Origin of the sequence: Gordonia sp. DT219, assembly GCF_049847065.1 — a bacterium.
GTDB lineage: Bacteria > Actinomycetota > Actinomycetes > Mycobacteriales > Mycobacteriaceae > Gordonia.
Map to the genome: position 1 here is coordinate 1 of NZ_JBNCNR010000009.1, position 19998 is coordinate 19998.

A 19998-nucleotide genomic window follows, 5' to 3' on the forward strand; every position below is an offset into this window, starting at 1 on the left:
AAACCAAACCTTAAGCGAGACACCGGCGTTGCGCCCTACGCCACGCTCAAACCACCCACACCTACATCACAAGAGCCCATCTTTCCTCCGGCAAGGTCCTCTAGCAGTTCGGGCGTCGATGGCTCATGACAACGGAGTACATACCGAAAAGGGGCGCAATGGCTCTACCCGATACGCGTGGACATTTCATCTCGTTGGGTGACGACGAGACCGACGAGGTGTACCTGAAGGTGTATGAGTCGGTGCTCTCCCACCAGCTACAGCCTGGGACTAAGCTCCCCGAGGAGAAGCTTGCCGAGATCTTTGGAGTCACGCGTTCCAAGATCAGGAAGGTCCTCACACGGCTAGAGCATGAACAGATCGTGGCGATCATCCACAACCGCGGGGCGTTCGTCGCGCAGCCGAGTATCGACCAGGCGTCCGACACGCTCGAGGCACGTCGCGTCATCGAGCCCGCAATTGCACGGATGCTCGCAGAGAAGGCGACCAAAGACGACATTCGTGCACTCCGCAAGCACGTCGAAGCCGAGTACGCGGCTCACGACGCCGACGACAAACCGACGATCATCCGGCTGGTCGGCGAATTCCACAATCTTGCAGCGGAACTCGCAGGAAATGCCGCGATGACGCGGACGCTTCGCGAGCTCACCGCACTGACGTGCCTCACCATTCTTCTCTATGAGGCACCAACCGCGTCGTCGTGCCTACCTGACGATCACGTGTTGCTCACCGACGCCATCGAACGCCGCGACCCGGATGTAGCAGCAGAGATCATGGTCCGGCACCTCAAAGATGTCGAAAGTTCATTGGTCTTCGACAAGCCGCAAACCGACGTCGACTTGGCGGCGATCTTTCGTTGACCCGGCCGGCGCTGCGCCGATCAACGTCGATGCCCCCCGATCACCACGCAGATCGTCACGACCGCTGCGACCCCCACGGCAGCTGAAGGGTGCCACTTCAGCAAGAATGCGCCGGTTGCTGCACCGGCGGAGATCAAGATCACTGCCAAGACTCGTCGAGCAGTATGGCCCTTCACCTGGCTGCCAAACCAGGAATCCATTCCCAGTGCGGTGATCGTCGAGGTCACCACTACTGTCGACACGTCGGTGACACCCACCCGCCGAGCTGCTGCGGCTTGAATCCCCATAGAGATGCCGAGCAGCATTGTTATCGCCAGCGCCACCTCTCGGGCGGGGTGATCATCGACGGCGAGCACGACCGCCACAACGACGAGTAGCGCCGCCACGGCACTGAGCAAGCCCGCCGTCGCGCTGGCCCACCCGGATGCGCGGCCTCGCAGGGTTCGGCCGCCCAGCGCGGCTCCGCACAGGAATCCGGTGAGAGCCAAAACCGGCGCCAGGATCGGGAGATCATCGACTCCCGCCAACCCCATACCCAACATCACCACATTGCCGGTCATGTTGCCGGTGAAGACGCGGTCCAGATGCAGGTAGCCGACCGCGTCGATGATCCCGGTCGAGAAAGTCAGTGCGAGCATGGCGGTCTGGGGTCGATAAGTGGCCCGAGTGTCGGCCGCAAGTTGTGTAGACATCTCCTACATAGTGATCCATACTTGGTCCACCATGCAAACCAACTGTGTACCAAGAGTGTCCAATGGGTGGTGCGCGTCATGAACACCCAATCGTTTGTCCATCATGCACGTTCAGCGAGTAGTGCCGTCGGCGCTTACATTGAACGGCTCATCGACACCGAGCTCTCGCCCGGAGATCGCTTGCCCCCCGAGCGTGAGTTGGCCGACCAATTGCATGTATCAAGGGGCACAGTCCGAACTGCCCTACGAGAACTAGAGGAGCGGGGCCGAATCGCACGATCCCCAGGCCGGGGAACGACCGTTCTCAGAGCACCTGCCGCGGTCGATTTCCTTACTCAGGCTATTGATGTCAGCACCGCAGAACGTACACACGCGTCAGAGCTCCGGCTGTTGATCGAACCTCAGATCGCGGGCCTTGCTGCTGAACGGGCAACGGAGACCGACTTCGTCCGCATGGAGCAGGCGCTTTCGGAATCGCACGCTGGGCTCACACCGGCGGAGTCCCTTGAACTCGATATGCGTTTTCACAATGTCATCGCCGCGGCATCTGGGAATCCATTGCTCGTCTCCCTGTGCGAGCTGACGAACGAGATGGTGCGGTCGGTACGGCTGCGCTCGCATTCGACCCGCGCCGGACGCCGGCGCTCCGTCGAAGGACATCAGCAACTGCTCCGCGCCATCACCGACCACGATGTTCCCACCGCCGTCGCCGCGATGAGAGACCACCTCGGCGACGTGGCACGACTAGTAGAGGAATCCAGTTGACAACCATGGCGAACCCCGCAGTGCTGCAGCGAGGCGGCGGTCCGATCGCTGGGCAGCACTACCTGCCCTGTGAACCCGAACAGCAATTCTGGGGCTGGCTCCCCGGCCCTGACGACGCACCTTGCTTGACAATGAACCCAGGCGAGAGTGTCACCGTCGACACGCTCAGTCACGAGGGATTGCTTGCTGATCAAGGCCGCGACGCGAGACGATTCTTCGGCTCGCACGGTGTCGATCCGGACGCTGTCCTCACCGAGGCACAGGAACTGACCGAATCAGGTCGCGCGCACCAGTTGGGGCCTGATGGGCCACATGTTGTTTCGCCTCCCATAGCCATAGCCGGCGCAGAGCCCGGTGACGTTCTTGCGATAACCGTTGATGACATGCTGCGTCGTGTGCCATACGGTGTGATCTCGAATCGTCACGGAAAGGGCGCTCTTCCAGGTGAGATGCCCGAAAGCGGCGCGACGTTCAGCGCGTTCGCCCGGGTGACGCAAGATGCGACCGGCCAGGAGTTCGGAGTCTTACCGCTCAATGACGACGGGCCCCAGTCTGTTCGATTTCCGTTGAATCCATTCCTTGGTCTGATTGGCGTAGCGTCATGTGAGGGCCGCCAGCACTCTGTCCCCCCTGGACGTCACGGCGGAAATATCGACATCAATTTGCTGACCCCGGGAAGCACACTATATTTGCCCGTGCAGGTTCCGGGTGCGCTGGCCTACGTCGGAGATCCGCACTTCGCGCAGGGAGACGGCGAGGTCGCCCTAACGGCGATGGAAGCCTCGCTACGAGCTACCCTGACCTTTGATGTGATCAAGGCCGACGCAGCCGAGGAGAGGTTCGGCTATCTGGCCGCTCCCGTCGTCGAGACCGCGGAATACCTGGTGCCTACCGGGCTAGATCGCGATCTCGACCTTGCAATGCAGAATTGTGTCCGCGCTGCTCTTGCGCTGCTGCAACTCCGCTACGGGATGAGCCGGGCGTACGCTTTCGCATATCTCAGCGCTGCAACGGATTTCAATATCTCGCAGGTTGTCGACATCGTGACCGGAGTCCATGCACGAATCCGCAAGCAGGACTTCGCACTATGAGCGCAGACGTCCCCGATGGACTCCTGGCCGCGTTCTACCGATACGAGAACGCGTTTGTGACAAATGACCTCGTCGCCCTCGACGAACTCTTCCAGTCGAGTCCGGATACCCTCCGCGGTGACAACGGTGGACTTCTGGTGGGACACGGCGAAATCTCCGCCTTCCGTCGCGCCCGTGGAGGGCGGCCGGTACGCACACTCGACGATGTGCACGTCCGTGTACTCGACCGACAGACCGCGTTGATCGTCGCGGTTACCGCGCCGGCTCGAGGAGGGCACGGTCTACAGACCCAATTGTGGCGACGTTCCGATACCGGATGGGCCGTTGCTGCGGCACACACAACAGAGCCGCCAGCGACCTTCGACTCCTCTGTGTGGCGTGTCGTCGGCGACCCGCTCATCGCGCCGTTGAGCGTAGGACCACTCAGTGGGGAATCAGTCGCGGTCAAAGATCTCTTCGCGGTCAAAGGTTTTTCGGTCGGAGCCGGTGTCCCTGAGTATCTCCAAGAGCAGGAGCCGCAATCGGCCCACGCCGAATCCCTCCGACGTCTTCTGGCGGCGGGTGCCTCGGTTCGGGGCATTGCCCGAACCGATCAGTTCGCCTACTCCATCGACGGAATCAATCCGCACTACGGAACGCCTGTCAACCCGAACGCCCCGGGATGTCTGCCCGGAGGTTCATCCAGTGGCTGTGCCACCGCAGTCGCATTGGGGAACGCGACCATCGGACTCGCCACCGACACGGCAGGCTCCATCCGTGTACCTGCCGGCTACCAGGGACTCTGGGGGCTGCGCACAACTCACGGCAGCGTCCCGACCACCGGTGTCCTTCCCCTGGCGCCGTCCTTCGACACCGTCGGCCTTCTCACAAAGGGACCGCAGTTGCTCTCGGTGGCGGCCACAGAACTCCTTGGAGGCTCGAATCCGTTAAAGGTTGCCGACGACCCGATCATGTGGGATGACGTGGCAGACGAATTCGCTTGGATCGACGAGTGCTACGGCGCATTTCGTGTCGTTCAAGCCTACGAGGCGTGGCTTACCCACGGAGCATGGATCGAGCAGCACCCCGACGCATTGCGGGGCGACGTGCGGAGCCGATTCGACGCCGCGTCGAAAGTCTCCGCCCGCGAACGTGCCGCGGCGAGTGACCGGCTCACGAGATTCCGCAAGTCTATTGACGCTCGCCTGGGCGATGCGGTAGTGATCATGCCGACCACTGCAGGGGCCATCCCGCGGCTCTGGGATTCCCGCGACCAGCTCGAGCAGAATCGGCGAGACACGCTCCGCCTGACGTGCATCGCCGGTATCACCGGACGTCCTGTTGTGACCGTCCCACAAGACCCAGTACATCCGTACAGCAGGTCGTTCGTGGGGCCCCGCGGCAGCGACCTCACCCTGATCGGCTACGCACATCGTGATCGACGGAGGGCCGAGAAGTCGGCAGTCAAAGTGTCCGACGGGACACCGTGATATGAACACGTTTCCGATTGTCGTCGGCAATCACGGTCCCTGCCGCGCCGATGAGTTTCCCACACTCCGCGAAGCCGAGCGCGAACAGTCGAGACGTAGCGCAGCACGGTTGCGTGGCGAGCAGGTCGATCCCCTTCTGCTTGCAGTCGATGTAGTAGCGACATCGCCGACACGGGACTCGGGGCGTCACGGAATCTCAGTTCTCTGCGCGCCACGCGCAATAGCCAGTCTCGTGTTCGACATCCACCAGCTCAAGTTGGCAGACGCCATCGCGCTTCGGTTTCACAGCGAGCTTCCGTCCATCAGCGAGCTGATAGACGAAGTCACAGAACTACTTTCCCAAAGAGGACTGCCTGTGGAGATCCACTCGTCCGCCTTCAGCCACCTCGAAATCCGTCACGCACCTTGGCCAAAGAACTGTACTGCCAGCGTCACCGGCCGATCCACGGCATGCGGACAGTTCGGGCTTGCCACACCTGATCTTCAGCGGGTGAGGCCGACCGGCAAGTGACAATGGCCCAAGCACATTTTCATTGGCCGCCGTCAGAGCACCCGAGATAGGAACGCGCGAGTCCGCTCGTGTGCTGGTTCGCTGAAGATCTGTTCCGGAGTGCCGGTCTCGACAACGGAGCCGTCCGCCATGAATACCACTCGATCGGATATGTCGCGAGCGAACCCCATCTCGTGCGTGACGACGACCATCGTCATGCCTGATTCTGCGAGATTCCGCATGACGGCGAGTACATCTCCGACGAGTTCCGGGTCGAGCGCCGATGTAGGTTCGTCGAACAGCATTGCGTGCGGGTCCATCGCAAGTGATCGGGCGATGGCGACGCGTTGCTTCTGGCCACCCGAGAGTTGCGCGGGTTTGGCGTCTGCCCGATCGGCAAGTCCTACCTGACCGAGGAGTTTCTCGACCTTTGCGCTGGCTTCGTCACGTGTCAGACCGAGCACATGCCTCGGTCCGAGCGCTACGTTCTCCGCCGCAGTGAGGTGGGGGAAGAGGTTGAAGTGCTGAAAGACCATCCCCACCTTCACGTGTAGCGCACGTAGGTCGTAACGCCGAGCAGTGATGTCCTCCCCCTCGACCAGAACCCGACCACTTGTCGGAGATTCCAGCCCGTTGAGGCACCGCAGAAGCGTCGACTTGCCTCCGCCCGATGGGCCGATGACACAGACGACCTCACCACGCGCGACTTCGAGGTTGACGTCCTTCAATACTGCGTTGTCACCGAATTGTTTGTGCAGACTCTCGACTGAAATCATGAACGGGCCATCCTTCGTTCCAAAATTCTGGAAATAAAGGTCAAGACGTAGACGATGATGAAATAGAGGACCGCCAACTCAAAGAGAATGGTGAACGTCTCGAAGTTGGCAGCGTATATTTCCTGCCCCTGGAACGTGAGCTCGGCGATACCGATCACAGAAAGAAGTGAGGTATCTTTGATCGTCATCGAGAATTGATTGACAAATGCGGGTAGGACTGACCGGACCGCTTGCGGCAGGATCACCAGCCGCATCATCTGCAGCCGTTTGAGTCCAATCGACACACTGGCCTCGAACTGGCCGGCATCGACTCCCTGAATCCCGGCTCGGAAGATCTCCGACATGTATGCCGTAACATACAGACTCATCGCGAGTATGCCGGCATAGATCGCCTCCATGTGGATTCCGAGGAGACTGGGAATTCCAAAATAGATGAATAGTATTTGCACCAGCAAAGGCGTGCCACGAAATATGTTGACATACACCCTCGCGATGCCGCGGACGATTGCACTCTTCGCCAACGTCATGAAACATAGACAAAGGCCTAGAATCGATGCGATGACCAGCGATATGACGGTCACATAGACGGTAACCTTCATACCGCTGAGTAGCGTCGGGAGTGCGTCAATTAGCACATTGAAGAAATTGCTCACGTAAGATGGGCTTTCGATTCGCTGCAATGCTGCATTCTGAGACGGCGGGCCGCGGTGGCGGCCCGCCGTTGAGGGTCAGTTCATTTGATATTTGGTCTTCAGCTTCGCCAGAGTGCCATCGGACTCCAGCTGCGTGAGCGCTTGATTGAACCCTTCGACAAGCTCGCTGTTCTTCTGGAATGCCAAACCGACGGGAGTTTGGTCGAGCTGCTTTATTGCAACAAGCTCTGTGCCATCCGTCTTTTCTTTGTAGGCGATAACTGCTGAATCGTCGACGAGCGCATCTGCGGTGCCGTTGCTCAATGCCAGGAACATCGAGGGCTCATCAGGCAGAAGTATCACCGATGCGCCGTACTGATCCGCGACCTTCTGGGCGGCGGCAGCACTCGAGGCACCCTTCTTCGCCACGATCTTCTTGCCCTTCAGCATCTCAGGACTCGTGATCTCACTACCCTTCGAGACCACCAGCTCGTTGCCATCGCTGTAGTAGGAATTCGAGAACGAGATCGCCTTCTTTCGTTCGGGCGTGATAAAGAATCCGCCCGCCGCAGCGTCGACAGTGTGCGACTGGAGTGCCGGAATCATCGCGTCGAAGTTCATGTACTTGTACGAGACGTTCCAATTCTCCTTCTTCGCGACGTCGGAGAGTAGCTCGACTTCGAATCCGGTAAGTTGGCCCTTGTCCATGTATTCAAATGGGGGGCCACTGTTGATCATGCCGACTTCGACGTTTTTCCTCCCCGATGCATCGGTGGACCCGGAACCGTCTGTAGTACAGGCGGCCAGTCCCACGATGGCGGCACATAGGATGGCTGTGGTCAGAACTCGCTTCACTGTGTCTCTTCCTCAGGGTGACGAACACTCGGCACGCGGAGGTGCGCCGAGTCAGTACTTCAACGGACTGTTGAAGTAGATGCTAACGCAGTGGCAAGCGGCTTGTGGATACATTGGCAGAAAGTAACAACGAGTTAACGGATGCCTCGGTGTGATCGCCGGGTACGTACGGGAGGGCGAGATGGACTACCCGCAGGTTAAGAAGACACTGGACGGCGAGCGGCTCATGTCGATGTTCGAGCGAATGGTCGATCCCTTGGGTGCCGCGTTGCCATCGTCATGCGAGATCGTGCTCCACGACTTCAGTAAGCTTCCCAGCTCGATCGTTGCCATTCACGGGACGCTCACCGGCCGCAAACCGGGTGACCCCATCACCGATCTGCTCTTGCGCCAAGCGGTGAACGATGACCAAGCCGACAGCATCGTCGGCTACACGACGCACGCCCCTGACGGACGACGCCTGTGGTCGTCAACGTTCTTTGTCCGTGACTCGACCGGTCAGCTACAGGGCGCTCTCTGCGTGAACGTGGATGTGTCGCAGTGGGAAGCCATCGAGCGCATCGCCCGCGCAATACTTCCGCCGGGCGTGGGCGAACCGCTACTCGAAGGGCTGGATCTGGGCCACACCGATCCGGCGCGGGAGCAGTTCGTCTCCGACCTGAACGAGCTCAGCGAACGAATGCTCACCTCTTGCATCGAGCAGCAGAACACTCCCGTCTCGAGCCTGAAGAAGCATCAGAAGGTCGAGATTGTCCGCAATCTCCGGGAACGCGGATTCTTCATGCTCAAGGAAGCCACCGATCTCGTTGCTGACGCACTCAAGGTATCCAAGTTCACGATCTACAACTACCTCAACGAAATCGAATCCGGGGCAGGCGGTTCGTGAGTCTCGCCGGGTCAGCTTGAAGTCTCGGTCGCGTTCGACACCGCGAACGACCCCTCGCTCTGCAGTAGCGAATTGACACGTACGTCTCGGGTTCGTTGCAGGTGTGTCCGGATCAGCTCGCGGGCCAGAGCGGCGTCGTTGTCGCGCATCGCCTCGATGATTCGAAGATGCTCATCGTGGCTGTGTTTCAGGTTGTCCGAGCCGGCCAGCGACGGTGTCTCGTACAGCGCCAGCTGCGATGAGAGGCGTTCGAGGACCTCGCCGATCGTCTGGTTGCGGGACGCCCCGGCCAGCACCTGATGCCAGCGTGCATGCAACTGCCGCGCCCGATTCGGATCCTTCTCGGCGACAGCACTGTCGTGCACCAGGGCGAGCCGGGCGAAGTCGATCTCCGTCGCGTGCCGGATCGCCGTCTCCACCGCCTCGGCCTCCAGCGCGATGCGCACTTGGTAGATGTCGTAGATCTCGTCGGGTGTCCGCGTACGTACGACCGATCCGCGGGGACCTCGTTCGACCAGGCCGTCGGCCTCCAAACGCAACAGGGCCTCACGGATCGGAGCGCGCGACACCCCGTGCCGGTTGCTCAGCGCCACTTCATGGAGCGGCTCACCCGGCGACGGGTTCCCGGCCAGGATCTCCTGACGAAGCACCTGGTACAGGGCGCCCCGCGTGCCGCCGGACTCCTCGACGGCCTCAGCTTCCCCGCGGGTTTGTCGTGCCACGTGCCCTCCTCGTTTCACTGCAGCTGTCCACTGCTTGTACCCGACCGTGCAGGCGTTGACGAATTCCCGCCCGACTAAATGATCACGCTGCTCAAAAGTCTTGAGGACTGGATGCTACCGCGGTACGAAGACATATGTCGACAGATGTCGACAGCCATATACGCAGGAGAGTCGAGGGAGGTCGTGGGCCGAGTGCAGCAGGCTGGGGAGTCGCTCATGCTCGTCGCCACGGCAATGGGGCTCGGTATGCGTTTGGGTGCGTGGGGTCATCGCGACCGCGTCGACAACCTTCCGCGGACGGCTTCCCCCTGATGATCGACGTCCTGCCCGACGGCCTCGAAACCTTCGTCGACGAGGTCGTACCGCGACTGCAGGACAAAGGACTGTTCCGCGCGACCTATCGCGGCACCACGTTGCGTGAGGACCTCGGTCTCGCACTTCCACCCACCATCTGACCAATCACCCCACACCGAGAAGGGCAGGAAACAATGCTGCAGGTTTCGCGAATCGACCTGACCGAGGCCAAGACGTTGATCGATGCGGCCACCGAACGTTCGAACGAGATCGGCGTGCCGATGTGCATCGCCGTCGTCGACGAGAGCGGCTACCTCGTCGCATTCGACCGCATGGACGACGCGAAGATCACCAGCGTGTCCATCGCGATCGACAAGGCCTTCACCGCGGCGGGCGCACGCAACACCACCGCGTTCTACGGCGGCGTGTCGCAACCCGGCGGGCTCGCCTGGGGCATCAACCAGACCAATGACGGACACTTCAACGTGATCGCCGGTGGCATTCCGATCATCGTCGACGGCCGGGTCATCGGCGGAATCGGTTTGAGCGGTGGAACTTCCGTGCAGGACGACGACGTCGCCGCCTATGCCGTCGAGCACGCGAACATCGCCGGATCGGCGTCACCCGCATCCTCCGAGGGGGCGCGCTGATGCCGGCGTCGACCACGCCTCCGACCGGCGTCATCGGGGCGGCACTCACCCCGTTCACACCCGACGGCACCGTCAACCGCGCCCGCCTCGACGATCTGCTCGACCTCCTGTCCGGGCACTGCGACGCCATCTCGGTCCTGGGCGCCGAGGTCACCGAATACCAGGTCCTCGGGCTCCGGGAGCGGCAGGAGATCCTGTCCGGAGCGCTCGACACGGTCAACAAACGCGTGCCCGTGCTCGCCGGAGTGTCACATGCGTCGGCAACCGAGGTGGTGCGCCTGGCCGAACACGCTGCCTCGGCCGGCGCTAACTTCGCCCAGGTACTCATCCCCCGTCACCCTGGCGGAAACCCGGCCAGCACAACCGATCTCGTCACCTACTTCGAGCAGATCGCCGCCGCGAGCCCGCTGCCGATCATCGCCTACCACAACCCGGGCCAGGGCACCGACGCCGACGTGGCGACGATGGTGGAGCTCAGCACGATCGACGGGATCGTCGGCTTCAAGGAGAGTTCCCGCGACCTCATCAAGATCGGCAGACTGTGCGCCGAGATCGACGAGGCCGGGCACGCCCGCTACTACACCACCATGCAGGCCCTGCTCACCACGCTGACCCTCGGCGGTTCGGGTGCCATGATGCCGCCGCCCGGGACCATTGTCGGTTCACGGGTGGTGGCCGCCTACCGCAACGGCGACCACGCTCTGGCAGCCCAGTGGCAGAAGCACTTTCGGATATTCCCGGCATTGTGGTCCAAGTACGGACTCACCACGACGATGAAGGCCGCGATGGGCGCCCTCGGCTACGACGTCGGCGCGCCGGCCGCCCCGTTCCAGCCGATGCCCGAACACGACGCCGCACGCCTGGCCCGGCACCTCGAGTCGCTCGATCTGCCTGCCGCACTACCGAATCCGGCCGCACCCGACACCGTGAAAGGTGCCACCACATGACCACGTCGACCGAGTCGCCGACGGCTGTCGACGCGCGAGAGCGCAGCGGCCGGCGCCACGCCTTCGTCGGCGCATATATGGGCTGGATGTTCGACGGCTACGAAACATTCGCGACGGTGCTTGTCGCGTCCTTCGTCGTCAACGATCTGGTCGGACCGGGCGCGGCCGGACGCAATGCGTACTACGTCGGCGGCATCCTGGCGATCACGCTCTTGTCGTGGGCGATCGGCGGCCTGGTGTCGGGTGTGCTGGCCGATCGGTTCGGCCGTCGACGCGTCATGCTGGTGTCGATCCTCTGGTATGCGATCTGTGCCGGACTGACCGCGCTCGCCCCGACCTACGGCATTCTGTTGCTGCTGCGGTTCTTCACCGGGCTGGGCATGGGCGCGGAATGGGGCGGCGGAAGCACGCTTGTCGCCGAGACCGCACCTCCGCGGCGACGTGGCCTGCGGATCGCGCTCTTGCAGAGCGGTTTCGGTGTGGGTTTCCTCATCGCGACCGGGGTATGGCAGCTGGTGAATCAGGGCAACCCCGGCGACTGGCGATGGATGTACGTGATCGGCGTGCTGCCGGCGCTGCTCACCCTCTACATCCGCCGTTCCGCCTCCGACTCCCCGCTGTGGGTCAAGGCTGATCAGCAGCGTAAGGCCGTGACCGATGCGCTGGCGTCCGGGGTGCTGGGCACCGCAGACGCGGGTGAGATCGTGCAACCCCGTCTGCGCCAACTGTTCTCCCATCCCGACTACCGGCGTCGCGTCATCATGCTCACGTTCGGGGCGCTGGCGTCGATGGTCGGCTGGTGGGCGGTGTCGACGTGGATTCCGGTGTACGCCAAGTCCATGCTGGCCGGCACCACCGGCGACATCGCCGCCTCGGTCACCCTCGTGGTGTTCGTCTACAACGCCGCCGGTGTGCTCGGATATCTCGTGAACGGATGGCTCGCCGACATCGTCGGCCGCAAGCCGGTGATCTTCGGTTACTTCGTCGCCTCGGTGGCCTTCACACCCTGCCTGTTCTTGCTGCCCGATGATCGGGCGTCCCTGATCTTCTGGTCCGCCATCAACGGCTTCTTCACCCTCGGGCAGATGACCTGGCTGGCGCTGTACCCCAGCGAGCTGTTCCCGACCAATGTCCGCGCCACCGGCATGACCCTGGTGTTCAACCTGGCGCGGTTCCCGGCCGCGATCGGCGCGCTGATCAGCGCGTCACTGATCACCGCCTTCGGCTCGATCGCGGTGGCCGCCGTCGTGATCGGTTGTATCGCCTACGGATTGGGCGTGCTGGTCACCTGGTTCCTCGGCCCGGAGACACGAGGCACCGAGCTGCCCGGCCCGACGCAGGTCGTCGCCACCGAGAAAATGAAAGAGAGCGCACATGAGTGACCGCACACGCGACACGCTCACCCGGCCACGGTCCCCGCTGGAGGATCCGGCCAGCCCGCTGTCACGGATCGCCCGCCAACCGATGATGCTCGGGCTGTTCCTGCCGACCCAGACCGGCGGATTCTCCCAGTCGTCGTATCCCCGTGACACGCGTTGGGATTTCGAGTACAACCGCAACCTCACCCAGAAGGCCGAGTCCTATGGCTTCGACTTCGTGTTCGGCCTCCAGCAGTGGGTCAAGAAGGGCGGTTTCGGCGGCGAGACCAACTATCGGGAGAACTTCCTGGACCCGTTCATCTCCACGGTCGCCCTCGCGCCCGTGACGAGCCGGATCATCACCATCTCGACGGTCCACGTCCTGTACGGGTCGTGGCATCCGCTGCACCTGGCCAGGTTCGCCGCCACCGCCGATCACATCGCCCAGGGACGCTTCGGGCTCAACATCGTGACCGGTTACGATGCCCGCGAACCACTCATGTTCGGGATGAACCGCATCGAGCACGACGAAAGATACCGGCGGGCAGACGAGTTCACGTCGGTGATGGAAGATCTGTGGGCCGGCGACGAGGACCTGACCTTCCGCGGCACGTGGTATGAGCTGCAGGACGCCTACGTTTCTCCTCGTCCCACGTTCGGCCGGCCGATCATGGTGTCGGCCAGCGCTTCTGCGGCCGGCTTCGACTTCGCGGCCGACCATTCCGACATCGTCTTCACCTCCAGCCGGTCGGGGGCGCCGTACGATGATGCCATGAAGTCGTTGCCGGGCATCGCCTCCGAGATCGATGCTGCCTTCACCCGGACGCAACGGCCGCACAAGACGATCGTCTTCCCGATGGTGATCTGCCGCGAGACGAGAGAAGAGGCCTACGCCTACCGGGACCGGATCGTGGCGCAGGCCGACAAGGCGTCGATCGTCAACTACGACGCCCGTCACAAAGCCGGTGACGCGCAGGGCTGGCCCGAACATGTACCGGCCGACCGCGTCCTGGGCGGCCACGTACAGATCATCGGCAGTCCGACCGACGTCGCCGACCAGATCGAAGGCCTGCACGCCGCCGGCATCGACGGCGTGCAACTCGGGTTCTACGACTACGGACCGGAACTGGACTTCTTCGCCGAAGCGGTACTGCCGATCCTCACCGCCCGCGGTCTCCGCATCCCGGACCCGGTGGTGACGACATGAACGGAGCAGACACGGTGGACCAGTTCGTCCGACTTCACCATGAGGGCGCGGCCAGCACGATCACCCTCGCGAACCCGGCGCGCAGCAACACGCTGACCTACGCCGCGATGAACCAGCTGATCGACGCCCTGCGCGCAGTACACGAGCGACGGCCGGTGCTGCTGGAGATCCGAGCCGACGGCGATGATTTCTGCCTGGGACGCGATCAGGGCGAAAAGCCCGAAGGAATCACCAAAGCACAGTCCCTGCAATTGATCCTGGTCGCCAACGACCTCCTGCGAACCTTCGAAGGCGTCAGCGTGTGCGTCGTCCAGGGCCGAGCACTCGGCTTCGGCAGCGGGTTGGCGGTGCAGAGTGACATCACCATCGCCGCCGAGAGCGCCGTGCTCGGCTTCGACGAGGTCGCGCACGGGCTCGCCCCACTCGTCGTCGCGGAGTACCTGCCGCCGTTGGTCGGACCGAGAGCAACCGCCGACCTCGTGTTCACCGGACGCCCGATGCCGGCAGAAGAAGCGCTGCGGATCGGCCTCGTCAGTCGAGTCGTCCCGGATGCGGCGCTGGCCGACGAGGCCGCTGCCCTCTCCGAAGGCCTCCTCGCCACCGAGCCCGGAGCGCTGCGCCTGCTCAAGAGCTACTCCACACGGCTGCAACGCGGAGAACTCGACGACCCGCCCACCCAGGCCGTCGCGGAACTCGACAGCTGGCTCAGTGCCGGCCGGCCGGCGTTTCCGGGGGTGTGATGCTCGCCGGATTGATGAAATACATCCGTGTGATTCTGTGAGGTCGGCTGTCAGCTGTGTGCAGACAGCAGTCGAGCGCCTATCGTGGGTAGCTAGCCTGCGCGTATGGGCAAGTTGGAACGCACGCTGGCCACCATGCGTTCTAGTCCGAGTGGTGTTCGATATGACGACCTCATGCACGTGTGTCGCCGGTACTTTGGTGCCCCTCGGCAGTCGGGCGGCAGCCACGCAGTGTTCAAGATGCCTTGGGCGGGCGACCCGAGAGTGAACATACAGAAGAACAAGGATGGAACCGCGAAGGCCTACCAGGTAAGGCAGGTTCTCGCGGCGGTGAAATGGTACGAGCAGGATGGACACGAAGATGTCAGTTGAAACGATCCCCAACTCTCGGCCCGAGTTCTTGGTCAGCTATTCCAACGAGGATGAGGAGTGGGTTGCCACCAGCCCCAGCTTCCCGTCGCTCTCTTGGCTTGCGGACACTCCGAACGATGCCGTGGAGGGGCTCGCGCAGCTCATCGGGGATGTACTCACCGACCTCCGCAAAGAGGCAGTCGAGCAGACGCGCGATCGGCGAGTGTTCTAGTCCCACCGAGTGTTCTAGTCCCGCAATGACGAAAGCCGCCCCTGATCCACTTCGGATCAGGGGCGGCGGCGTTTGATGGCGCACTGTCGGTCAAGTACGACGCAACCGATCAAGCCTTCTCCCCAAACACGCTATGCCGCACTCTATTCGGTAACGAACGGTGGCACCCACGTATGCGCGTTCGGACCAGAAGATGTCCTCGATCCCGCCGGTTCCAACAGTGGACCCCGCCGGCACATCCCCAGCACCTCACCCCCTCGCGATCGACACCCCGCAGATCCGCGTTAGAGATGCAACGTCGCCGAAGGATGAGCCGTAGCCGTGCAGTTGGCCATTCTGGCACTCGACAGACGCGTCGATCGCGGCGAGGATGAGGACCACTGCCCGGGAACGGCGGCACATCACCTCGATCAACCCCATCACCTCGATCAACCGCATCACCTCGATCAAAGGAGCCCCATGGCCTCGTTCGACGCACTGCTCGCCTCGCTGCCGCGGGGAGCGTGGATCGGTGGCGAGCCGCGGCCGGCATCTTCTGGCGCCACGTTCGACGTGCTCAATCCGGCGACCGGGGAGAGTCTTCTCGCCGTCGCCGACTCCTCGGTCGAGGACGCCCTCACCGCGGTCGAGCGCTCCGCAGACGTCGCCGCCGAGTGGGCGGCCACTCCCCCGCGCGTCCGTGCGGACATCCTGCGCCGCGCGTTCGACCTCGTCACCGCCCGCAAGGACGAGTTCGCCCAGACGATCACCTTGGAGATGGGCAAGCCGCTGCGCGAGAGTCTCGGTGAGGTCGCCTACGGTGCGGAGTTCCTGCGGTGGTTCTCCGAGGAAGCCGTCCGGATCAACGGCCGGACGACCACCGCACCGTCGGGCGCCGGGAACATCGTCGTCACCAAAGAGCCGGTGGGCCTGTGCCTGGCCGTGACCCCATGGAACTTCCCGCTCGCGATGGGCACCCGCAAGATCGGCCCGGCACTGGCGGCCGGCTGCACGATGATCGTCAAACCGTCCGAGGACGCTCCGCTGACCATGCTGCTGCTGGCGGCGACGTTCGCCGAAGCCGGCCTGCCGGCCGGTGTGCTCTCGGTGCTGCCGACGATGAACGCCGTCGACGTCGTCGCCACCCTGATGCGCCACCCGCTCCTGCGGAAGATCTCGTTCACCGGGTCGACGCAGGTGGGCCGCAAGCTCATCGAACAGTCCGCCAACCAGGTGCTGCGCGTGTCGATGGAGCTCGGCGGCAACGCCCCGTTCCTGGTGTTCGACGACGCCGACCTCGACGCCGCCGTCGAAGGCGCGATCGCCGCGAAGATGCGCAACGGCGGCGAGGCCTGCACCGCGGCCAACCGCATCCTCGTGCAGAACGGCGTCCGCGAGGAGTTCACGTCGAGACTCGCCGACCGCATCGCCGCGATGACGGTCGGGGCGGGCTGGGACGAGTCCACCATCGTCGGCCCGATGGTCAACGACCGCCAGCGCGATCGCATCGCACGCCTCGTCGACGACGCAGCCGACCGTGGCGCGCGAATCCGGACCGGCGGTGCCGTCGTCGACGGCCCCGGATCGTTCTATGCCCCGACCGTCCTCGACGCCATCCCGGCGGGAAGCGCGATTCTCTCCGAGGAGATCTTCGGTCCGGTGGCCGCGATCGTCGGATTCGAGACCGAAGACGAGGGCATCGCGCTGGCGAACAGCACCGAGTACGGTCTGGCCGCCTACTTCTACTCCACGGATCTCGCTCGGGTCCAACGGGTTTCGCGCAGGCTCGAATCAGGAATGGTCGGCGTGAACCGGGGCGTCATCTCCGATGCGGCCGCCCCGTTCGGCGGGGTCAAGGCGTCGGGCAACGGGTCCGAGGGCGGCACCGAGGGCATCCACGAATACCTGAACACGAAGTACATCGCGTTGCCGCCGTCGCTCTGACCCGTCCCGCCAGAAGCGTCCCCACACCCGCCAACCCATTCAGAAAGCAAGGTGTCCCATGGCTCCGCTCCGCTCGTCCGTGCTCGTCGACCGCAGCGCCGACGCCGTGTGGCAGGTGATCCGAGACGTCCCGAACATCAGCCGGTGGTTTCCCGGAATGCTGTCGTCGGGCGGCGACATGAAGCAGCGCACCGTCGTCCTCACCGACGGCAGCACACTCATCGAGGAGATCGTGACCCTCGATGGCGGGCTGCGCCGCATGCAGTACCGCACCGTCGGCGGTGATCTGCCGATCCGGAATCACCTCGGAACGGTCGACGTCTTCGAGATCGACGACGACCGTGCACTCGTCGCCTACAGCACCGAGATCGTGTTCCGGCGGAAACAGCTCATCCATCGTGATGTAGGTCGGCGTCCATTCGGTTGCACGTGCGAGGTCGTACCACTCGCTGCGCTCGAGAAGTGCCATGTGCGTTTGCCTTTCATTGGGCTGTGGCGCGGGCGGGTGCCCGCTGTCGGTCAGGGATTTCGTGGGCAACTTCGGTGGTGCCGGGGGGGTGGTTCAGCGTGGCGAGTCAGCTGCCGTGGAACGAGCCGAGCGGCCCTTCGCCGCCCGGGTAGCAGAAGGTGATGTCGGGCGAATAGAAGCCGAAGGTCACTTCCAGCGGGTCGGCCGGACGAAGTGCGTACACGTCGTGGCTCGGGTCGAGGAATTCGAGGGATTCGACGGCGAAACCGCCGTGCGAATCCATCACGAACGGGTAGCGCCCGCTGATGAACTCCTGCGTTTCGGGATCGCGGGTGATGTAGCGGAGCTGGCCGGTCCCGCGGGCGAGGGAGTCGTCAAAACGCGCGGTCGTGCGGATGACCGGACGGCCGTCGATGCTGGTCGTCGCGACGATGCGGCCGCCGTCGGCCTCCAGCGTCGTGTTGCCCGGCGACGCCGGAACCCCACGCTCTTCGGCGTATCGGTTCATCGACTCGGAGCTGTTGAAGTAGTGCGTCCACCACCGGGCCGGGGTCCCGGCCTCGGTGTCGAGGCCGGCCAGATCTGCACCGAGGTAGGTCAGCGAGTAGACGCCGAAGCCGTCGACGGCCTCGGCCCCGTTCGAGGTCTGGCCGGCGTCGCGGATCAGGTACTGGTTCATGTAGACGGCACCGTCGGTCCGCGGCGTCAGACCGTCCGGGACGAGCGCTGCCGCCGCCTCCTTGTCCGCCGGAATCCACACCAGGTACAGCATCTCGCTGTTCGCGATCAGCTGGGGCGCATGCAGCGCGCTTGTCGGGGTCATCGATCACTCCATGTCGTGTGCCAGATCGGGTGACACACATCATGTGTTGATCACGCAGGGGTGAGGTACTGCGCACATTGGACATTCCGGCTGACCCACTTGTACATCTGCGTCCGAAGGGGTGATCGGCCGGCCGAATCAGGTCAAAAACGGTGCCGCACAGCATATTTGTTAAATCCGCGTGTCGGTCGTTTTACCTTGCCGTATGGTACGGAACCGCGCCTCGCCGCGTCGGCGTCGTCGGGGGCGGTGGTGGAGCGCGACGGGGTCGACGCGGCCGGCTGGGTGGCGCATGAAGCCGACTGCAGCTCGGTCGCAGTCCGGGCGACGACCACCGCATCGACCGCGCCGCCCGTTTTCAGTCATTCCTGAAGTATCGTTTCGCCGCGACCTGGGGTTCTGTGGCCGCGCTACTCCGCGCATGACTGGAAACAGTCGAGCCCGAGCGCAGGCGGCCGGCCGACACCGCAAAGGCCATCCGCGAATGGCGGTCCAAGCTCTGACTGACATCGACAGCCATCGAGTATGTGATCTACCCTGTGATCGAGAGGTGATCACATGACATCAGCACATCCCCGTCCCGATCTCGCCGCCTACAACGACGCAGCACGGATGTCTCAGCCCGAACTCGTCGCTGCCCTGCGCGACTTGCTCGGCGCGAGGCTTGTCGCCTACCTGGGCCGGGTCAAGGAAACCCGTGCGGTCCGGCAGTGGGCTGAGGGCACCCGCACCATCGCCAATCCGGAGGACGTCGAACGGCTCCGTATCGCCTACCGAGCCGCCCGGCTGATCGCCGCACGTGACACCACAGCTGTTGCACAAGCCTGGTTTCAGGGCCTCAACCCCGTCCTCGACGACCGCGCGCCTGCCCTTCTGCTGCGCGACGGGGAACTCGCCGACGTCGGACCGATGGTTCTCGCCGCTGCCCGACAATTCGCCGCGGTCGGGTGAAGCAACCACGGCACTCGGTGATCACCACTCCGCGCGGGCCGATCATCGCGACTATCCGCACCGGCACGCCCATCCACCGGGTCGGGTACACCCCACAGCCGTGGGAATGGACGCCATAGGAGTATGCCACCAACGGTCGATTCGCCGGCCGCTGGGATGATCCCGACGGACTGTGGCGCACCCTCTACTGCGCGGACACTCCCCTCGCCTGCTACCTCGAGGTTCTCGCATTCGCTCGCCCCAGCCCTCAGATTGTCGCGGATCTCAACGAGATCGCGGTGGACGACGAGGACGAGTTGCAATACCCGACCCTGCCCCCAGGGCAACTCCCACCATCATGGTGCGATGCTCGGATGCTCGGACAAGGCTCTCTGACAGGACGTTTCGCGGTCCCGGCTGCCCCCGATAGTCTTGCCACCCTGCGCGTGCTGTTCCGGTCCATGGCAATCCGACGCGGGTTGGACGACCTCGATACGGCCGCACTCCGCGACGGGCGGCCGCGCGAACTCACTCAAGCCATCTCACGCGGGATCTACGGCCTATCCGATCACGGCGACGTGGCCGTCAACGGCATCGAGTTCGAGTCGCGGCACGGCGACAACCTATGCATGTGGGCGATCTACGAGCGCGCCACAGACCCTGAGGTCAGCCCACACGTCACGGTTCTCGAACACATCCACATCAATCCTGGGGACCCGAACCTCATCCGCGCGATGGCACTTCTCGGCCTTGAGTGGTCGAGCTCGTAGCTGGCCATGAAAGCCGTCGAGGCGGAGCGTAGAGCTCGATATCGGTTGCTTTTGGCTGCGGCGGCA

General features: G+C 63.5%; 24 protein-coding genes. 17 read left to right on the top strand and 7 right to left on the bottom strand.

What is annotated here, in order from left to right; genetic code table 11:
• The first annotated feature begins 158 nt into the window (after nucleotides 1–158).
• Nucleotides 159–860 (top strand): GntR family transcriptional regulator, encoded by a 702-nt coding sequence (locus ACPXB3_RS12505; RefSeq protein WP_425727774.1) that lies wholly within the window; start codon nucleotides 159–161, stop codon nucleotides 858–860.
• 20 nt (nucleotides 861–880) lie between these two features.
• Here ACPXB3_RS12505 and ACPXB3_RS12510 read toward each other — a convergent pair whose 3' ends face one another.
• Entirely contained in the window at nucleotides 881–1552 is a 672-nt protein-coding gene (locus tag ACPXB3_RS12510) for a YoaK family protein (RefSeq protein WP_425727775.1), read from the bottom strand.
• 78 nt (nucleotides 1553–1630) lie between these two features.
• Here ACPXB3_RS12510 and ACPXB3_RS12515 point away from each other — a divergent pair, with 78 nt between their 5' ends.
• From ACPXB3_RS12515 to ACPXB3_RS12525, 3 genes are read left to right on the top strand one after another with little or no spacing between them, the layout of a single operon-like run.
• The gene (locus tag ACPXB3_RS12515) at nucleotides 1631–2317 is read left to right on the top strand and encodes a FadR/GntR family transcriptional regulator (protein ID WP_425727776.1); all 687 of its coding nucleotides are present in this window, start codon (nucleotides 1631–1633) and stop codon (nucleotides 2315–2317) included.
• A 5-nt stretch (nucleotides 2318–2322) separates the two neighbouring features.
• The gene (locus ACPXB3_RS12520) at nucleotides 2323–3408 is read left to right on the top strand and encodes an acetamidase/formamidase family protein (protein WP_425727777.1); all 1086 of its coding nucleotides are present in this window, start codon (nucleotides 2323–2325) and stop codon (nucleotides 3406–3408) included.
• Nucleotides 3405–4877: an AtzH-like domain-containing protein gene (locus ACPXB3_RS12525; protein ID WP_425727778.1), complete on the top strand. Its 1473-nt coding sequence runs from the start codon at nucleotides 3405–3407 to the stop codon at nucleotides 4875–4877. Before ACPXB3_RS12520 ends, ACPXB3_RS12525 begins: the two co-directional genes overlap by 4 nt.
• Nucleotides 4878–5420: 543 nt before the next feature.
• Here the strand turns inward: ACPXB3_RS12525 and ACPXB3_RS12530 are convergent.
• The 3 genes from ACPXB3_RS12530 to ACPXB3_RS12540 all read right to left on the bottom strand — a co-directional run bounded on the left by ACPXB3_RS12530 (nucleotide 5421) and on the right by ACPXB3_RS12540 (nucleotide 7630).
• Complete coding sequence (locus ACPXB3_RS12530; protein WP_425727779.1) at nucleotides 5421–6143, bottom strand: amino acid ABC transporter ATP-binding protein; 723 nt, start codon at nucleotides 6141–6143, stop codon at nucleotides 5421–5423.
• On the bottom strand, nucleotides 6140–6796 hold the full coding sequence (locus ACPXB3_RS12535; protein WP_425727780.1) for an amino acid ABC transporter permease: 657 nt from the start codon (nucleotides 6794–6796) through the stop codon (nucleotides 6140–6142). The genes ACPXB3_RS12530 and ACPXB3_RS12535 overlap by 4 nt, the downstream gene beginning before the upstream one ends.
• A gap of 75 nt (nucleotides 6797–6871) precedes the next feature.
• On the bottom strand, nucleotides 6872–7630 hold the full coding sequence (locus ACPXB3_RS12540; protein ID WP_425727781.1) for a transporter substrate-binding domain-containing protein: 759 nt from the start codon (nucleotides 7628–7630) through the stop codon (nucleotides 6872–6874).
• A gap of 181 nt (nucleotides 7631–7811) precedes the next feature.
• On the opposite strand from ACPXB3_RS12540, the gene ACPXB3_RS12545 reads away from it, so the two are divergent.
• Nucleotides 7812–8516, top strand: coding sequence for a helix-turn-helix transcriptional regulator (locus ACPXB3_RS12545; protein ID WP_425727782.1), 705 nt, complete (start codon nucleotides 7812–7814; stop codon nucleotides 8514–8516).
• 11 nt (nucleotides 8517–8527) lie between these two features.
• On the opposite strand, the gene ACPXB3_RS12550 is transcribed toward ACPXB3_RS12545, so the two are convergent.
• Nucleotides 8528–9238: a GntR family transcriptional regulator gene (locus ACPXB3_RS12550; RefSeq protein WP_425727783.1), complete on the bottom strand. Its 711-nt coding sequence runs from the start codon at nucleotides 9236–9238 to the stop codon at nucleotides 8528–8530.
• Nucleotides 9239–9549: 311 nt separating this feature from the next.
• On the opposite strand from ACPXB3_RS12550, the gene ACPXB3_RS12555 reads away from it, so the two are divergent.
• The 8 genes from ACPXB3_RS12555 (at nucleotide 9550) to ACPXB3_RS12590 (ending at nucleotide 15017) form a co-directional block, all read left to right on the top strand.
• A complete protein-coding gene (locus ACPXB3_RS12555; protein ID WP_425727784.1) occupies nucleotides 9550–9693 on the top strand; it encodes a hypothetical protein in 144 nt (47 codons plus the stop codon).
• Between the two features lie 33 nt (nucleotides 9694–9726).
• Nucleotides 9727–10182, top strand: coding sequence for a GlcG/HbpS family heme-binding protein (locus ACPXB3_RS12560; protein ID WP_425727785.1), 456 nt, complete (start codon nucleotides 9727–9729; stop codon nucleotides 10180–10182).
• Nucleotides 10182–11129 carry a dihydrodipicolinate synthase family protein gene (locus ACPXB3_RS12565; protein WP_425727786.1) on the top strand — a complete coding sequence of 316 codons (948 nt, stop codon included), beginning with the start codon at nucleotides 10182–10184 and terminating at the stop codon, nucleotides 11127–11129. The genes ACPXB3_RS12560 and ACPXB3_RS12565 overlap by 1 nt, the downstream gene beginning before the upstream one ends.
• Nucleotides 11126–12511 (top strand): MFS transporter, encoded by a 1386-nt coding sequence (locus ACPXB3_RS12570; protein WP_425727787.1) that lies wholly within the window; start codon nucleotides 11126–11128, stop codon nucleotides 12509–12511. Before ACPXB3_RS12565 ends, ACPXB3_RS12570 begins: the two co-directional genes overlap by 4 nt.
• Nucleotides 12504–13694 (top strand): LLM class flavin-dependent oxidoreductase, encoded by a 1191-nt coding sequence (locus tag ACPXB3_RS12575; RefSeq protein WP_425704997.1) that lies wholly within the window; start codon nucleotides 12504–12506, stop codon nucleotides 13692–13694. Before ACPXB3_RS12570 ends, ACPXB3_RS12575 begins: the two co-directional genes overlap by 8 nt.
• The gene (locus ACPXB3_RS12580) at nucleotides 13691–14434 is read left to right on the top strand and encodes an enoyl-CoA hydratase/isomerase family protein (RefSeq protein ID WP_425727788.1); all 744 of its coding nucleotides are present in this window, start codon (nucleotides 13691–13693) and stop codon (nucleotides 14432–14434) included. The genes ACPXB3_RS12575 and ACPXB3_RS12580 overlap by 4 nt, the downstream gene beginning before the upstream one ends.
• A gap of 105 nt (nucleotides 14435–14539) precedes the next feature.
• Entirely contained in the window at nucleotides 14540–14806 is a 267-nt protein-coding gene (locus ACPXB3_RS12585; RefSeq protein WP_425727789.1) for a toxin HicA, read from the top strand.
• Complete coding sequence (locus tag ACPXB3_RS12590) at nucleotides 14796–15017, top strand: hypothetical protein (protein WP_425705298.1); 222 nt, start codon at nucleotides 14796–14798, stop codon at nucleotides 15015–15017. The genes ACPXB3_RS12585 and ACPXB3_RS12590 overlap by 11 nt, the downstream gene beginning before the upstream one ends.
• Before the next feature lie 249 nt (nucleotides 15018–15266).
• Here the strand turns inward: ACPXB3_RS12590 and ACPXB3_RS12595 are convergent, their stop codons facing one another.
• Entirely contained in the window at nucleotides 15267–15467 is a 201-nt protein-coding gene (locus tag ACPXB3_RS12595) for a hypothetical protein (RefSeq protein ID WP_425727790.1), read from the bottom strand.
• A gap of 9 nt (nucleotides 15468–15476) precedes the next feature.
• On the opposite strand from ACPXB3_RS12595, the gene ACPXB3_RS12600 reads away from it, so the two are divergent.
• Together ACPXB3_RS12600 and ACPXB3_RS12605 are read left to right on the top strand one after the other, a co-directional pair.
• The gene (locus ACPXB3_RS12600) at nucleotides 15477–16940 is read left to right on the top strand and encodes an NAD-dependent succinate-semialdehyde dehydrogenase (protein ID WP_425727791.1); all 1464 of its coding nucleotides are present in this window, start codon (nucleotides 15477–15479) and stop codon (nucleotides 16938–16940) included.
• A gap of 58 nt (nucleotides 16941–16998) precedes the next feature.
• On the top strand, nucleotides 16999–17571 hold the full coding sequence (locus ACPXB3_RS12605; protein WP_425705296.1) for an SRPBCC family protein: 573 nt from the start codon (nucleotides 16999–17001) through the stop codon (nucleotides 17569–17571).
• Here ACPXB3_RS12605 and ACPXB3_RS12610 read toward each other — a convergent pair.
• The gene (locus ACPXB3_RS12610) at nucleotides 17516–18232 is read right to left on the bottom strand and encodes a hypothetical protein (protein ID WP_425727792.1); all 717 of its coding nucleotides are present in this window, start codon (nucleotides 18230–18232) and stop codon (nucleotides 17516–17518) included. The genes ACPXB3_RS12605 and ACPXB3_RS12610 overlap by 56 nt on opposite strands.
• A 558-nt stretch (nucleotides 18233–18790) precedes the next feature.
• Here ACPXB3_RS12610 and ACPXB3_RS12615 point away from each other — a divergent pair.
• Together ACPXB3_RS12615 and ACPXB3_RS12620 are read left to right on the top strand one after the other, a co-directional pair.
• On the top strand, nucleotides 18791–19183 hold the full coding sequence (locus ACPXB3_RS12615) for a hypothetical protein (RefSeq protein ID WP_425705294.1): 393 nt from the start codon (nucleotides 18791–18793) through the stop codon (nucleotides 19181–19183).
• Nucleotides 19184–19461: 278 nt separating this feature from the next.
• Nucleotides 19462–19932: a hypothetical protein gene (locus tag ACPXB3_RS12620; protein WP_425727793.1), complete on the top strand. Its 471-nt coding sequence runs from the start codon at nucleotides 19462–19464 to the stop codon at nucleotides 19930–19932.
• Nucleotides 19933–19998 lie beyond the last annotated feature (66 nt).